Below are 13,313 nucleotides of genomic sequence, written 5' to 3'. Positions count from 1 at the left end.
CCCATCGGGGATAAATCCCCTCGCCACAGGTATAAACAGGTTTCGAGAACCTTTGTCAGGAAGAGGGAGACTGGAATGTCGCAACCGACGCAAAAGCTGCGACTGGGGGCGTTGATCGCCTTGGTAGTGGGTTCGATGATTGGCGGGGGGATTTTTTCCCTGCCGCAGAACATGGCGGCCCGCGCCGATGCCGGGGCGATCCTGATTGGCTGGGGCATCACCGCCATCGGCATGCTGACCCTGGCGTTCGTGTTCCAGACCCTGGCCAATCGCAAACCCGAACTGGACTCCGGTGTCTACGCTTACGCCAAGGCCGGGTTTGGCGACTACATGGGGTTCTCGTCGGCGTGGGGTTACTGGATCAGCGCCTGGCTGGGCAACGTCGGTTATTTCGTCCTGCTGTTCAGCACCCTCGGCTACTTCTTTCCGGTTTTCGGTCAGGGCAACACCCCGGTCGCCATTGCCTGCGCGTCGGTGTTGTTGTGGGCCGTGCATTTTCTGGTGATGCGCGGGATCAAGGAGGCGGCGCTGATCAACCAGTTGACCACCATGGCCAAGGTCGTGCCGTTGATCATGTTCATCGTCATCGCGGCGCTGGCGTTCAAGGCAGATATTTTTACCCGTGACATCTGGGGCCACAGCAACCCGAATTTTGGCGGGGTGATGGATCAGGTGCGCAACATGATGCTGGTCACGGTGTTCGTGTTCATCGGCATCGAAGGCGCCAGCGTCTACTCGGCGCGAGCAGAGAAACGCAGCGACGTCGGCCGCGCCACGGTGATTGGTTTCATCGGGGTGCTGGCGCTGCTGGTGCTGGTCAACGTGCTGTCGCTGGGGATCATGAGCCAGCCGGAACTGGCGACCTTGCAGAACCCTTCGCTGGCGGCGGTGCTCGAGCATATCGTCGGGCCGTGGGGCGCGTTGTTGATCAGCGTCGGCCTGGCGATTTCCCTGCTCGGTGCGTTGCTGTCGTGGGCATTGCTGTGCGCGGAAATCCTCTTCGCCACGGCCAAGGACAAGACCATGCCGGCGTTCCTGAAAAAGGAAAACAAGAACCACGTGCCGGTCAACGCACTGTGGCTGACCAACGTGATGATCCAGATTTTCCTGTTGATCACGCTGTTCTCCGCAGGCACCTACACCAGCCTGATTTACCTGGCCTCGTCGATGATTCTGGTGCCGTATTTGTGGTCGGCGGCGTACGCGGTGCTGTTGAGCGGTCGCGGCGAAACCTATGAGCACGCGTCGGCCGAGCGCACCAAGGACCTGCTGATCGGCGGCATCGCCCTGTGCTACGCGGTGTGGTTGTTGTACGCCGGCGGAGTGAAGTATCTGCTGCTGTCGGCGTTGTTGTATGCGCCGGGGGTGTTGCTGTTCGCCAAGGCCAAGCGTGAGCAGGGCGAGCCGTTGTTCACCCATGTCGAGAAGGCGATTTTCACCTGCGTGATCATCGGCGCCGGGCTGGCGGCGTACGGTTTGTACAGTGGTGTGCTGTCGCTGTGAGGTTGATGCTGGCCTATCGGCCACCCTATGACTGGACGGCGATGCTGGGCTTTCTCGCTGCACGGTCAGTGGTCGGCATGGAAACCGTGGTGGACGGCGTGTACTCGCGCAGCATCGGCGTGAACGGTGTCCACGGCTCGCTGTCGGTCTGGCCGGGGAGGGGCGATGCGCTGGAGGTCGAGCTGGATTTTCCCGATCCGGCAGCACTGCCCGAGATTGTTGTGAGGCTGCGGCGGCTATTTGATCTGGATGCCGATCTGCCGTCGATGCACCGGCATCTGGCTGACGACCCGTTACTGGCGTGGTTGATTGCCGAACGTCCGGGGCTGCGAGTGCCGGGGGCGTGGGACGGTCTGGAACTGGCCTTTCGTGCGGTACTCGGGCAGCAGATTACCGTGGTCGCGGCGATCCGGCTGGCGGGGAAACTGGTGGCGCAGTATGGTGCGCCGTTGTGCTCGGCGGTACCGGGTTTGACTCGAGTATTTCCCGATGTCCAGGTGCTGGCGGCGGCTGATCTGGCGGCGCTGGGCATGCCGAAAAGTCGTGGACGGACGCTTTCGGGCATGGCGCAGGCGCTGCTGGAAGATCCGCTGTTGTTCGAACCGGGGCGCGAGAGTGGCGTGGCGCGTTTGCTGGCATTGCACGGGGTCGGCGAGTGGACGGCGCAGTACATCGCGTTGCGCCAGTTGCGCGATATGGACGGGTTTCCCCATGGCGATGTCGGGTTGCTGCGGGCGCTGGAGGTGCTGGAAGGTGTGCGACCCGCGGCGCGGGAACTGGCTGATCGGGCTGAGGCCTGGCGACCCTGTCGCGGGTATGCGGCGCAGGTGTTGTGGACGTCTTTGAGCGCTGTGCCCGCAGCCCAGCCGTCTCCTGGAGGGAGAGGGGGCTGACCGCGGTGTCTTTCGTGAGACATCGACCTGAAATATCGAGTCGATTATGGATTCAACTTCGATCTTTCAGGTCGGTGAGCCACTTCAATATCCCCCAATCAGTCCCCGCGCCTCGGGGAGAGGGTCAGGGTGAGGGGCTGTTGTTAAAACCACTGTGGGCGATGCGCACCCAATTCGCTGGCCGGCAACGCCCACTGCAGCGGCGCTCCGCTGATCTTCAGCGGTGCCAGCAAGCGGTGCGCCGGCCCCCAGGGTGTCTGCTCCAACACTGAGTTTTGATCCTGCGCATCTTCGGCGCGCAACGCCTCGCTCGTCCCCGGCCCATGCTCAATCAACAACTTCGCCGTGCGCGCCAGTGACAGACGCGCCGCGCCACCCCGACCAGTCTTTAAACGTTCAGTCAAAAGGCGCATCGCACTCGCCGCCAGCAGATACCCGGTCGCATGGTCCAGCGCCTGCACCGGCAGTGGCGTTGGCTTGTCAGCGGTTTTCCAACGCTGCCCGGCCTCGGCGATGCCGCTGCTCATCTGCACCAGGCTGTCGAAGCCGCGACGGTTCTGCCACGGGCCGCTCCAGCCGTAGGCGTTGAGGCAGACGTCGATCAGCGCCGGGGCCAGTTGTCGGCGGCGCTCGGCGCCGAAACCGAGGTGTTCCAGCGCGTCGGCGCGGTAGCCGTGCAACAGGATGTCGGCGTCCTTGAGCAGGTTTTCAAACACCGCACGATCTGCCGGAACATGCAGATCCAGCCGAGCGCAGCGTTTGCCAAGGGTGACTTCCGGGACCACGCCTGGTTCGGTCCAGCCTGGTGGGTCGATTCGCAGCACGTTCGCGCCGAGGCCCGCAAGAAAACGGCTGGCGGTGGGGCCGGCGAGTACGCGGGTCAGGTCCAGCACCTTGAGGCCGGCCAGCGGTTGCGCCGCCGAGCCTTGCCACACACTGACGTTTCCAGCCTGCGAATGGATGACATGCACCAGCGGTTCGGCATTCACCGCCATTCCCTGCGGATGCTGCTGCCACTGCGCCCAACTGCGCATTTCGGCGGCGCAGCCCTTGGCCTCGACCAGTGCTTGCTCCAGATCGGCACTGGTCCACTGCGCGACTTTTGCTGCCATCGCGGCACGGTCGGCGCAGGCGCCGAGCACACGTTCAGCGGCGGCGCGGTGGTGCGGGGCGTTAGTGTGCAGGCGGATCCAGCCGTCCCGGGTTGCGTAGTCACCGGCCACCGCATCCCACAGTGGTGGGACTTCCCAGCCCATCGGACGCAACGAGGTGGCGAACCAGAACGAGGCCAGTCTTCGGTCGACTTCGACGGCGGGCAAGTGTCCGGTTTGTTGCTGGAGCAGTTCGCTGACGGCCTGACCGGCCGCGGCGATGCTCGCGCAGGCCAGGTCGGTGACGGCGAATGCCGAGGGCAGGGCGCCCTGTGCGGTGAAGGGAATCGGCGTGTGCGGCAAGCCGAGTGCGGCTTGAATGGACGTGAGCAGATCAGTCATCGAAGGCCCTCCGGAAGAGAGAGCGATGATAGTGCAAAACAATCTCGAGTCAGATGAAAACGCCAGCGGGTGAACACTCACCACTGTGGGAGCGAGCTTGCTCGCGAAGAGGTCATCACATTCAACATCATCATTGAATGGCAGACCGCATTCGCGAGCAAGCTCGCTCCCACAGGGTTCAACGGTGTGGCTTATACGCGGAACTGATCCATCAATTTCATCTGCTGACTGGCCAGTGCATTGAGCTGGCTGCTGATCGCCGCCGACTCAGTGGCTTGCTCGGTCAGTGTCTCGGTGACGGTGCGAATCGCCGAGACATTGCGGTTGACCTCTTCGGCCACCGCGCTCTGCTGCTCGGCGGCGCTGGCGATCTGCAGGTTCATGTCGCTGATCACCGTCACCGCATCGCTGATCTTGCCCAGTGCGTCCACCGCCTGACGGATCTGCCCGGCGTTGTTGTGGGCCTGGGTCTGGCTCGAATGCATGGTCGCGACCACGCCACGGGTGCCAGTCTGGATGCGCTCGATGACGATGCGGATTTCTTCCACCGAATCCTGGGTGCGTTTGGCGAGGTTGCGCACTTCATCGGCCACCACCGCGAAACCACGGCCGCTCTCACCGGCGCGGGCCGCTTCGATGGCGGCGTTCAGGGCCAGCAGGTTGGTCTGTTCGGCGATGCTGCGGATCACTTCCAGCACCGAGCCGATTTGCTCGCTGTTGACCGCCAGCGCTTCGACTTCGGTCACCGCTTTGCTGACTTCGTCGGCCAGTTGATTGATGTCGCGGGTGCTGCGTTCGATGATCGACATGCCGTCCCTGGCCGATTGATCGGCACCCTTGGCCGCGTTGGCGGCGTTCGAGGCGCTGTTGGCGACGTCGTGGGCGGTGGCGCTCATTTCGTTGGACGCGGTGGCGACCTGATCGATTTCGCGGAACTGCACCTGCATGCCTTCACTGGTCTGGCGCGCAATTTCCGAAGACTGATCGGCGGTGCCCCGGGCCTCGGTGATGCTCTGCTTGATCTGGGCGATGGTCGGTTGCAGCTTGTCGAGGAAGCGGTTGAACCAGTTCACCAGCTCGCCCAGTTCGTCCTTTTTGCTGTAGTTCAGACGCTGGGTCAGATCGCCTTCACCGCTGGCAATGTTCTTCAGCATTTCAGCAACGCTGTTGATTGGCCGGGTGACGCCGGACGCGGTCAGCCAGATCAGCAGCAGACCAATCAGGCCGGCGACCACAGCGACCAGCAGCGCGGTGATCACACCGGTTTCCTGGGCGTCGTTGAGCACAGCTTGCAGCTTGACCGAGTCGGCCAGCAGCACCTGTTTCGGCAGGTCGATGACCACGCCCCAGGCCCGCGAGTTGCCAATCGGGTCGACCGGATACACGGCGCGAATCAGCTCGCCCTGTTCGAGAATCTTCGGTGTGCCGCTGTTGATCAGTTGCAGCAGGTCCTTGCCGTCGGCGCCGAGGGTGTCAGTGATTTTCTTGCCGACCTTGGTTGCGTCGGAACTGTCGGCACCGAGCACGCCGCTGCCGGAGACGATCAGCATGTGCCCGGCGTTGTTGAACAGGTTGCGCTGGGAATCCACGGCGGCCGCTTGCAGGGCGTCGAGGGCGATGTCGACCCCGACCACGCCAATAGCCTTGCCGTCGACGATCAGCGGCACGGAAATGGTCGTCATGAGCATTTCCTTGCCACCGACGGTGTCGGCGTACGGGTCAAGCAGGCAGGTACGTTTGTTGTCGCGAGGGCAGGTATACCAGCTGTTGTACGGCGTGCCGCTGAGGCTGAGGGTGGTCTTGGTCATGTCTTCTTCGACCATGATCGTGTTCAGCGCCGAGCCGGCAGCGCGGCTCCAATACGTCGCGAAACGCCCGGCCTCGTTGGACTGACGTGCGGCGTCATTGACGAACTCACTGTCCTTGCCGTCGAGGCCGTTGGGTTCGAAGGCGAGCCAGATGCCGAGCACTTTGTCGTTGCGCTCGAAGGCGGTCTTCAGGCTCAGGTTCAGCTCTTCGCGCAGGGCTCCGGCGTCCAGCGAACGCTTGGCGGCCATCACCCGCATGTCCTTGATCTGGTCGGCCAGGGCGGTGATCACCGTCAGGCTTTCGCCGAAGGTTTTCTGCACCCGCACTGCTTGTTCCGCAGCCTTGGCCTGCAACAGGTTCTGCACGCTGGCGGTGAGCAACTTGTTGCTGGAGTCGCTGACCAGTTCGTCGTTCTGGTTGGTCTGGTAAATGTTCATGCCGACGATCAACGCGACCACACCGAGCAGGCACAGACCGGAGAGCAGGACGATTTTCAGGCGAATGGAGAGAGAGTCGAACATGGGGCGATCTCGTGAATGAATAAACGGGTGGCTTCGGGTACGCACGACCCGTTTCGCCAAATCCATTCAGCGCCATGCCATGCACATCGGCGCCTGGCGCAGGTGCATGAGGACGTTGCCGACGAACGGTCAGCGCTAAACGTTTGCGCAGGGGATTGTGCTGAAAAGGCGATTAATTACAGGGAAGTTTCAGGCTGATGAACGCCGGAGTGTTTTTGTGCTGATGAGGCTTTTGTGGCGAGGGAATCAGGCAGGGATAGATTCCGGGCGCGACCAGATCCACAGATTGCCCAGGCTCATCCCGGCAATCGCCAGGTAAACCGGCCAGCCGTGATCGAGCATGATCAGCATCAGTGTCGCGCACAGCAGCATGCTGACCGTGGCGCTGACCTTGGCTTTACGCGCGATGATCTTGCCGTTGCGCCAGTTACTCAGGATCGGCCCGAACAGCCGATGGTTTTCCAGCCAGGCACTCAGGCGCGGCGAGCTGCGGGTCGCGGCCCAGGCGGCGAGCAGGATGAACTCGGTGGTCGGCAGGCCGGGCACGACGATGGCAATCAGGCCAATGCCGAGGCTGACGTAGGCCAGCAGGCCGAACAGCAGGCGGGCGAGTTTCGAGGAGGCGGGTTGCGGCATGGGCTCGGGATTGCAGTGAGGCGAAACGGAGATTCTACAGGCTTGCAGAGATCCCTGTGGGAGCTGGCTTACCAGCGATAGCGGTGGGACAGTCGACATCGTATTGACTGATCTATCGCCATCGCTGGTAAGCCAGCTCCCACAGGGTCTTGTGTTGTGTCAGTCAGGCCGGTTCTGCTTCGGTGGCGTAAGCCTGTTCCAGCAGCACGGTGAAGCGGTTGAACGCATCCAGTGCACCTTGCTCGACTTCAGCCTCTTCTTCAGCGCTGAACTGCAGCGAATCGAGCGTACGCACAAAGCGCTTCCAGCCTTCGGCACGGCCGCCTTCTGGCTCGCCGAGGTGACGGGCACCGAAGGTTTCGCTCAGCTCCAGCGCGACGGCGCGCTTGATCAGGAACGCCGCGCCGAGCTTCGACCCTTCGGAAACAAACAGCCAGCCCAGGGCGCGGGCCTTGCTCGGGTTGGCCACGGCACCCGCCACTGGCGCCGGGACTTCGGTGTCCAGATCAGCGAGATCAGCCTTGGCCGCTTCCGCGCGGCAACGGGCCGGCAGATCCGGGACGATGGCGCTCAGTTCAGCGTCGTTGTAGAGGTCGACCAGTTCCGACTGGAACAGGTACTGCGCCACCACAAAACGGGCGAAGCTGGCGCGGGTCTCGAACGGCGCGTGGGCTTTGACCAGGGCGTCGAGCTTGCTGTGCGGCTCGTGGGTGATCTGGTTCAGGCGTTGTGAACGCAGGGCTTTTTCCGAAATGGTCATGACATGTCCTTGATAAAAGAGGCGCTTGATAACGAGACGAACAAGGCAACGTGCAAGCGTAAAAAAACCTCACGGCGCGGTGCCTGAACACACGCCGTGAGGTTGACCGGATCAGATGTCCCAGATCAGGTTGATCGCGAAGTTGCGGCCCGGTTGGGTCAGGCGATCGAGGTTGGCCGGTTGCGTTACCGAAGCCTCGCCGACGCTGTCGTAACCGCGCACGTCATCCCACAGCCAGTACTTCTTGTCGGTCAGGTTGTAGATGCCGCCGCTGACGGTGACGTCGTCGGTGACTTTGTAGTACCCGGCCAGATCAAGGATGCCGAAGCCCGGGGTTTTGAACTGGCTGCTGACGCCATCCGGCGACTTGAAGTTGCTGTCGTCGACGCGATCCTTTTTCTTCACCACGGTCCAGCTCAGCAGGCCGCCGTAGTGGTCCTGGTCGTAACCCAGGCCGAACACGCCGGTCAGCGGATTGACGCTGTTGAGTGGCTCGCCGTTGTCGTTGTTGCGACCGTAGGCGTAGGCGATCGAGCCTTGGGTGTAGAGGCCTTGCGGGGCACCAAACGCATCCAGATTCAAGCGACCTTTGACTTCCGCGCCCTTGATGGTGGCGTGCTTGATGTTGGCCGACTGGAAGGTCAGTTCGTTGCGACCCGGGGTCACAGCGTCTTCGTTGATGAAATCGCGGTACTTGTTATAGAACACCGCCACATCGAACGAGCCTTGTTCGAATTGGCCGCGCAGACCGGTTTCGTAGCTTTTGCTTTTTTCCGGTTCGAGGTCCGGGTTAGGCGCCACGCTATAACCGGTGGTGGTGTTTTCGAAGCGGCCGTACAGGGCTTTCGCGGTCGGCGTGCGGAAACCTTCGGCGTACTGACCGTACCAGGTGTAGTGGTCGGTCAGGGCGTAGGTCAGGCCGAATTTTGGCGAGACTTTGTGCCAGGTCTTGTTCTCGTCGCTGACCGTGCCTTGGCCATCAGCCGCCACGGTATTGAGGAATTCCTGGGTGATGTGCGGTTTGAGCTGGGTGTAGTCGTAGCGCAGGCCCGGCAGAAAGGTCCAGTTGTTCCAGCTGATCTGATCCTGAGCGAACACGCTGTAGGTGTTGATGGTCGGGTCCGGGAAGTCGGTGGCCTTGGCCAGCACGTCAGCGCTACTGGTCGCACCAATGGCGGTGCAGCCACGACCGACGGCCAGGCACGTGCCGTTGCCGCTGCGCGAGCCGGTGACTTTCTGTTGCTTGATGGTGGTGCCGTAAGTCAGGACGTGATCGGTCTCGCCGATGGCGAAGGCCTTGTCCAGCTGAGCGTCGAACACCCACTGCTTTTCTTCGTAAAGGGTGTCACGGGTGCGCAGCACTTTACGGGTGATCGGGTAGTAGAACTCGGTGGTGCTCTGGTCGGTCTTGGCGGTCTGGTGGTTGAGGCTCCACTTCACGTTGTCGACCAGCAGGCTGTCGAGGGCGAACGAGTGTTCGATGCCGAAACGCTCACGGGTGATGGTGTCGTTGCCGGTACGCCACTGATACATGCCGCCGGGCAGTACGCTGTTCGGAATGGTCGGTGCGCCATTGAAGTACGGCCCGCCATAAGCACTTTTCTGATCGGTGTCGCGATCATCCTTGTACTTTTCGTAGGTCAGGCCCAGACGCGCATCTTCGTTGTAGTTCCAGCCGATCTTGGCCAGTACGTTGTAGGCGTTGACGTCTTCCGGGTTGGCGGCGGTGCGTTGCAGACCGGTGCCGTTGTTGCTGCCGTAGGAGTCGGTTTCATGGCCGTCGCGCTGGCTGTAGTGCAGCAAGCCGTCGAACTGCTCGGCGCGGCCGGCGACGGTGGCGGATTTCAGCCAACTGTCATCGGCCGAGCTGTAGCCGGTTTTCAGGCGCGCGCCGACGTCCTTGCCGGGCTTGATGATGTCGTCCGGGTCGAGGGTGTAGTAGCTGACGGCGCCGCCGATGGCGTTGCTGCCGTACAGCACCGAGGCCGGGCCGCGAAGGATTTCCACGCGTTTGACGATTTCCGGGTCGACGTAATTGCGCTGGGTCTTGGCGTACGGGCCGTTGAAGAAACCGTCCGGCACTTCGACACCGTCGACTTGGGTCAGGATGCGGTCGCCGTCGATACCACGGATGTTGTAGCCGCTGATGCCGCCGCGCTGGCCGGCACCGCCGACGGACACGCCCGGCTCGTAGCGCACCAGATCCTTGATGGTGTTGACGTTGTTGCGATCCAGATCCTGGCGGGTCTGCACGGTGACGGTGGCCGGCACGCTGTTGACCGACTGCTCCTGACGGGTGGCGCTGATGGTCACCTGATCGAGATTGAGCGTGCCGCTGGCGTTGCGTTTTTCCAGTACGACGTTGTTGTTGCTGATTTTGCGGAAGCTCAGATTGGTCCCCACCAACAGACGCTCCAGGGCTTTTTCCGGTGGCAGCGAGCCACGCACGCCCGGCGAGGACACGCCCTGACCCAGTTCTGCCGGCAAGCCGACCTGCCAACCGGTCACGGCGGTGAAGGCATTGAGCGCCGACACCAGCGGTTGCTGGCCGATCGAGAACGAATAATCACCCATGTTGCGCGCCGGTTGTTCGGTGGCAGCCATCAGCGGTGCAGTGCCGGCCATGAGGATGGCGGCCGTCAGCAGCGACAATACGCGGGAAGGGGAAGCAGTCTGGCGGGTAAGGCGAGAGGACATCGATAGCGCTCCGTGTCGCACGAATCTTTATAGGTGCTGATCCGCATCAGAAGATGCGAATCAATTGCATTGGCTATAACGAGACGAACGGACTTTCGCTATCGAGTAAAAATAATTCTCATTTAGTTCAGGATCACCAGCGCCGGGAATTCCTGCAGGCGCGCCGATGTGATGTGGGCGAGGGAGCGCACTGCGTCCAGTGGCTGGTCGAGGCGATAGTTACCGGTGACGTTGACGTCGGCCAGCTCCTCGTTGGTGTTGATGATCCAGCCCGGGTAGTAGCGGCGCAGTTCCGCCAGGACCTGATTCAACGGGCAGTTCTCGAACACCAGCCGGCCCTGGACCCAGGCCAGGTCGGTGGTGGCATCGAGCTTGGCCGGGCGATCAAAACCGTTGGGGCCGATGCGGATGCTCTCCCCGGCGGACAACCGCACCCGTGCATCGTTGTGGGTGGCGCGCAGATCGACATCGCCGCGTTGCACATTGACCTGCGCCACGCCGTCCAGATAACGCACGGCGAACGCGGTGTCGCGCACGCTGGCCTGTACCGGGCCGGCGTCGATTTCCAGTGGCTGAGCACGGTTGGCGGCGACCTCGAAAAACGCTTCGCCCTGATACAGCCGTGCTACTCGCTGGCGCTCGTTGATGGTGCTGGAAAATGCGGAGTTGGTGTTGAGCAGCACCTTGGAGCCATCCTCCAGTTGCAGGCGCTGACGCTCGCCGACCACGGTCAGGTGATCGGCCTGGAGGCGCATCGGCAGGTTGCTGAAACTGAACAGGCCGAGGATCAGCACGGCGGCGGTGGCCAATGGTTTCCAGTGCGGACGCAGACGTTTGAGGACAGTGATTTTTGCAGGCTGCGCAGCGAGACTCTGCGCGCATTGCACCACTTGCGGGCCATCCCAGATCGCCTGAGCCTTGGCGAACGCCTCGGCATTCAACGGATCGGCCGCCAGCCAGGCGTGGAACTGCCGGGTCTGCTCCTCGTCCGGGCTGCCGAGCACGATGAGCCAGTCCAGAGCCTGGTCCATTGCACGGGCGGCGTCCTGCGCCGTTGCGGGCGAAGGCGGGCGGTGGGTGTCCGTCACGGTGTGTCCTCGAGCTTTTGCAAAGCAGTTTCAAGTTTCAAGCCGCAAGCTGCAAGTCAGATGCGTGTACTGCTTTTGGTTTTTACTTGGGGCCTGAAGCTTACAGCTTGCAGCTGCTGTCGTGTCGTTCAGCGACACCGATGCAGATCGACATGATCAGCTTGAGTTCCTTCTGCACGGTGCTGAGGGACACGTTCAACTCGTCGGCGATTTCCTGATAGCTGTGCCCGTGCAGGCGGCTGAGGATGAAAATCTGTTGCTGGCGGGGGCTGAGTTGACTGAGGCTCACGTTCAGGCGCTCCAGCAATTGTTCGGCGTGGGCGGCGTCTTCGGCGCTGCTGGCGGGGGCCGCGACGCTGTGCACGACATCCTGCGGCACGTCGTCGACCATGGTTCGCGAGTGAATCTTGCGCGCACGCAAATGATCCAGCGCCAGATTGCGTGCAGTCTGGAAGACAAAGGGTTCGAGGTGATCGACGGCCCGCTCGCTCAACGCCCGCGTCACGCGCAGGTAGGTTTCCTGCAGCAGGTCTTCGGCGGTGCTGTGGTTGTTGACCATCCGTTCCAGCGTACGCAGCAGCGAAGTGCGCTGCGTGAGGAAGACGTGGTGGAAGTGCGACTGACTCACGGGAGGACCTGATCGATTTCAAGCGAATGATAATGCTTATCATCTAGTTGAATGGTCAAGTGTTGATTTCAAATTGAAATCGAAACCCTGTGGGAGCGAGCTTGCTCGCGAAAGCGGTGGGTCAGTCGCTAGTTGAATTGGCTGACACTACGCCTTCGCGAGCAAGCTCGCTCCCACAGGGATAGGGGGATTACTTGAGATTACTCGGCGTTGCACAGCGCCAGGCAGTTATCCAGCATACGGTTGGAGAAGCCCCACTCGTTGTCATACCACGCCAGCACCTTCAGCAGTTTGCCGCTGGCTTTGGTGTGGTTGGCGTCGAAGATCGACGACAGCGGGTTGTGGTTGAAGTCGCTGGAAACCAGCGGCAACGTGTTGTAACCCAAAATTTTCGAGTGCTGGCTGGCCGCCTTCATCAGCGCGTTGACTTCGTCGGCGCTGGCTTCCTTTTTCAGCTGCACGGTCAGGTCCACCAGCGATACGTTGATCACCGGTACACGCACGGCCATGCCGGTCAGTTTGCCCGCCAGTTCCGGCAGCACCAGGCCCACCGCTTCAGCGGCGCCGGTCTTGCTCGGGATCATGTTCTGCGTGGCCGAACGTGCGCGGTACGGGTCGGTGTGGTAGACGTCGGTCAGGTTCTGGTCGTTGGTGTAGGCATGAATGGTGGTCATCAGACCGCTTTCGATGCCCAGCTCGCGGTGCAGCACCTGCGCCACGGGCGCCAGGCAGTTGGTGGTGCACGATGCATTGGAGATGATCTGGTGCGACTGGCGCAGAATGTCGTGGTTCACACCATAAACGACGGTGGCGTCGGCGCCTTTGGCCGGGGCCGAGATGATCACTTTGCGTGCGCCGGCCGTAATATGCGCGGCCGCTTTGGCGCGATCGGTAAAGAGACCGGTGCATTCGAACACCACATCAATCTTTTCCGCCGCCCATGGCAGTTCGGCCGGGTTGCGGATCGCGCTGACCGCAATGCGGTCGCCGTTGACGGTCAGACTTTCATTGTCATGCTCGACTTGCGCGTCGAACGTGCCGTGAACGGTGTCGTATTTGAGCAGATGGGCATTGATCGAGCTGTCGCCCAGATCGTTGATGGCGACGATCTGCAAATCCTGTCGATAGCCTTGGGTATACAGTGCGCGCAGGACATTACGGCCGATGCGGCCAAAACCATTGATTGCGATTCGAAGAGTCATTGAACAGCGCCGCCGTCGTTTTGTTGTTGGAATTACAAGATTATTCGCATAAAAATAGAAAACAAGCCTTTTTAGTGGCAATA

The 13,313-nt window shown here is 61.7% G+C and carries 9 protein-coding genes and 2 pseudogenes; 2 read left to right on the top strand and 9 right to left on the bottom strand.

Annotated features, from left to right (window positions below; translation table 11 throughout):
* Positions 1–75: 75 nt before the first annotated feature.
* Both arcD and HV782_RS22390 read left to right on the top strand, forming a co-directional pair.
* Entirely contained in the window at positions 76–1,503 is a 1,428-nt protein-coding gene (gene arcD / locus HV782_RS22395) for an arginine-ornithine antiporter (protein ID WP_186746688.1), read from the top strand.
* The gene (locus HV782_RS22390; protein WP_186746686.1) at positions 1,500–2,396 is read left to right on the top strand and encodes a DNA-3-methyladenine glycosylase family protein; all 897 of its coding nucleotides are present in this window, start codon (positions 1,500–1,502) and stop codon (positions 2,394–2,396) included. The genes arcD and HV782_RS22390 overlap by 4 nt, the downstream gene beginning before the upstream one ends.
* A gap of 143 nt (positions 2,397–2,539) precedes the next feature.
* On the opposite strand, the gene HV782_RS22385 is transcribed toward HV782_RS22390, so the two are convergent.
* The 9 genes and pseudogenes from HV782_RS22385 to gap form a co-directional block, all read right to left on the bottom strand.
* Positions 2,540–3,889, bottom strand: a complete 1,350-nt coding sequence (locus tag HV782_RS22385) for a CoA transferase (protein ID WP_186746684.1) — start codon at positions 3,887–3,889, stop codon at positions 2,540–2,542.
* A gap of 191 nt (positions 3,890–4,080) precedes the next feature.
* Positions 4,081–4,608: pseudogene (locus tag HV782_RS29055) on the bottom strand (methyl-accepting chemotaxis protein); the annotation flags it as partial.
* A 330-nt stretch (positions 4,609–4,938) separates the two neighbouring features.
* A pseudogene (locus HV782_RS29050) lies at positions 4,939–5,946 on the bottom strand (methyl-accepting chemotaxis protein); the annotation flags it as partial.
* A 519-nt stretch (positions 5,947–6,465) separates the two neighbouring features.
* On the bottom strand, positions 6,466–6,855 hold the full coding sequence (locus HV782_RS22375) for a YbaN family protein (protein WP_123467163.1): 390 nt from the start codon (positions 6,853–6,855) through the stop codon (positions 6,466–6,468).
* A 163-nt stretch (positions 6,856–7,018) separates the two neighbouring features.
* Positions 7,019–7,615, bottom strand: a complete 597-nt coding sequence (locus HV782_RS22370) for a biliverdin-producing heme oxygenase (protein ID WP_186746679.1) — start codon at positions 7,613–7,615, stop codon at positions 7,019–7,021.
* Positions 7,616–7,726: 111 nt separating this feature from the next.
* Entirely contained in the window at positions 7,727–10,312 is a 2,586-nt protein-coding gene (locus HV782_RS22365; protein WP_186746676.1) for a TonB-dependent receptor, read from the bottom strand.
* A gap of 122 nt (positions 10,313–10,434) precedes the next feature.
* A complete protein-coding gene (locus HV782_RS22360) occupies positions 10,435–11,400 on the bottom strand; it encodes a FecR family protein (RefSeq protein WP_123467158.1) in 966 nt (321 codons plus the stop codon).
* A gap of 100 nt (positions 11,401–11,500) precedes the next feature.
* Positions 11,501–12,028, bottom strand: a complete 528-nt coding sequence (locus HV782_RS22355) for an RNA polymerase sigma factor (RefSeq protein WP_186746674.1) — start codon at positions 12,026–12,028, stop codon at positions 11,501–11,503.
* Positions 12,029–12,228: 200 nt separating this feature from the next.
* A complete protein-coding gene (gene gap, locus HV782_RS22350; RefSeq protein ID WP_123467154.1) occupies positions 12,229–13,230 on the bottom strand; it encodes a type I glyceraldehyde-3-phosphate dehydrogenase in 1,002 nt (333 codons plus the stop codon).
* Between the last annotated feature and the right edge of the window lie 83 nt (positions 13,231–13,313).

Source organism: Pseudomonas monsensis, assembly GCF_014268495.2.
GTDB classification, from domain to species: Bacteria; Pseudomonadota; Gammaproteobacteria; order Pseudomonadales; family Pseudomonadaceae; genus Aquipseudomonas; species Aquipseudomonas monsensis.
This window is presented reverse-complemented; position numbering and strand designations above follow the sequence as displayed.

Coding starts and splice junctions, on each gene's coding strand:
- HV782_RS22375 (WP_123467163.1), bottom strand. CDS start 6,855: ATGCCGCAACCCGCCTCCTCGAAACTCGCCCGCCTGCTGTTCGGCCTG.
- HV782_RS22370 (WP_186746679.1), bottom strand. CDS start 7,615: ATGACCATTTCGGAAAAAGCCCTGCGTTCACAACGCCTGAACCAGATC.
- HV782_RS22385 (WP_186746684.1), bottom strand. CDS start 3,889: ATGACTGATCTGCTCACGTCCATTCAAGCCGCACTCGGCTTGCCGCAC.
- arcD (WP_186746688.1), top strand. CDS start 76: ATGTCGCAACCGACGCAAAAGCTGCGACTGGGGGCGTTGATCGCCTTG.
- HV782_RS22365 (WP_186746676.1), bottom strand. CDS start 10,312: ATGTCCTCTCGCCTTACCCGCCAGACTGCTTCCCCTTCCCGCGTATTG.
- gap (WP_123467154.1), bottom strand. CDS start 13,230: ATGACTCTTCGAATCGCAATCAATGGTTTTGGCCGCATCGGCCGTAAT.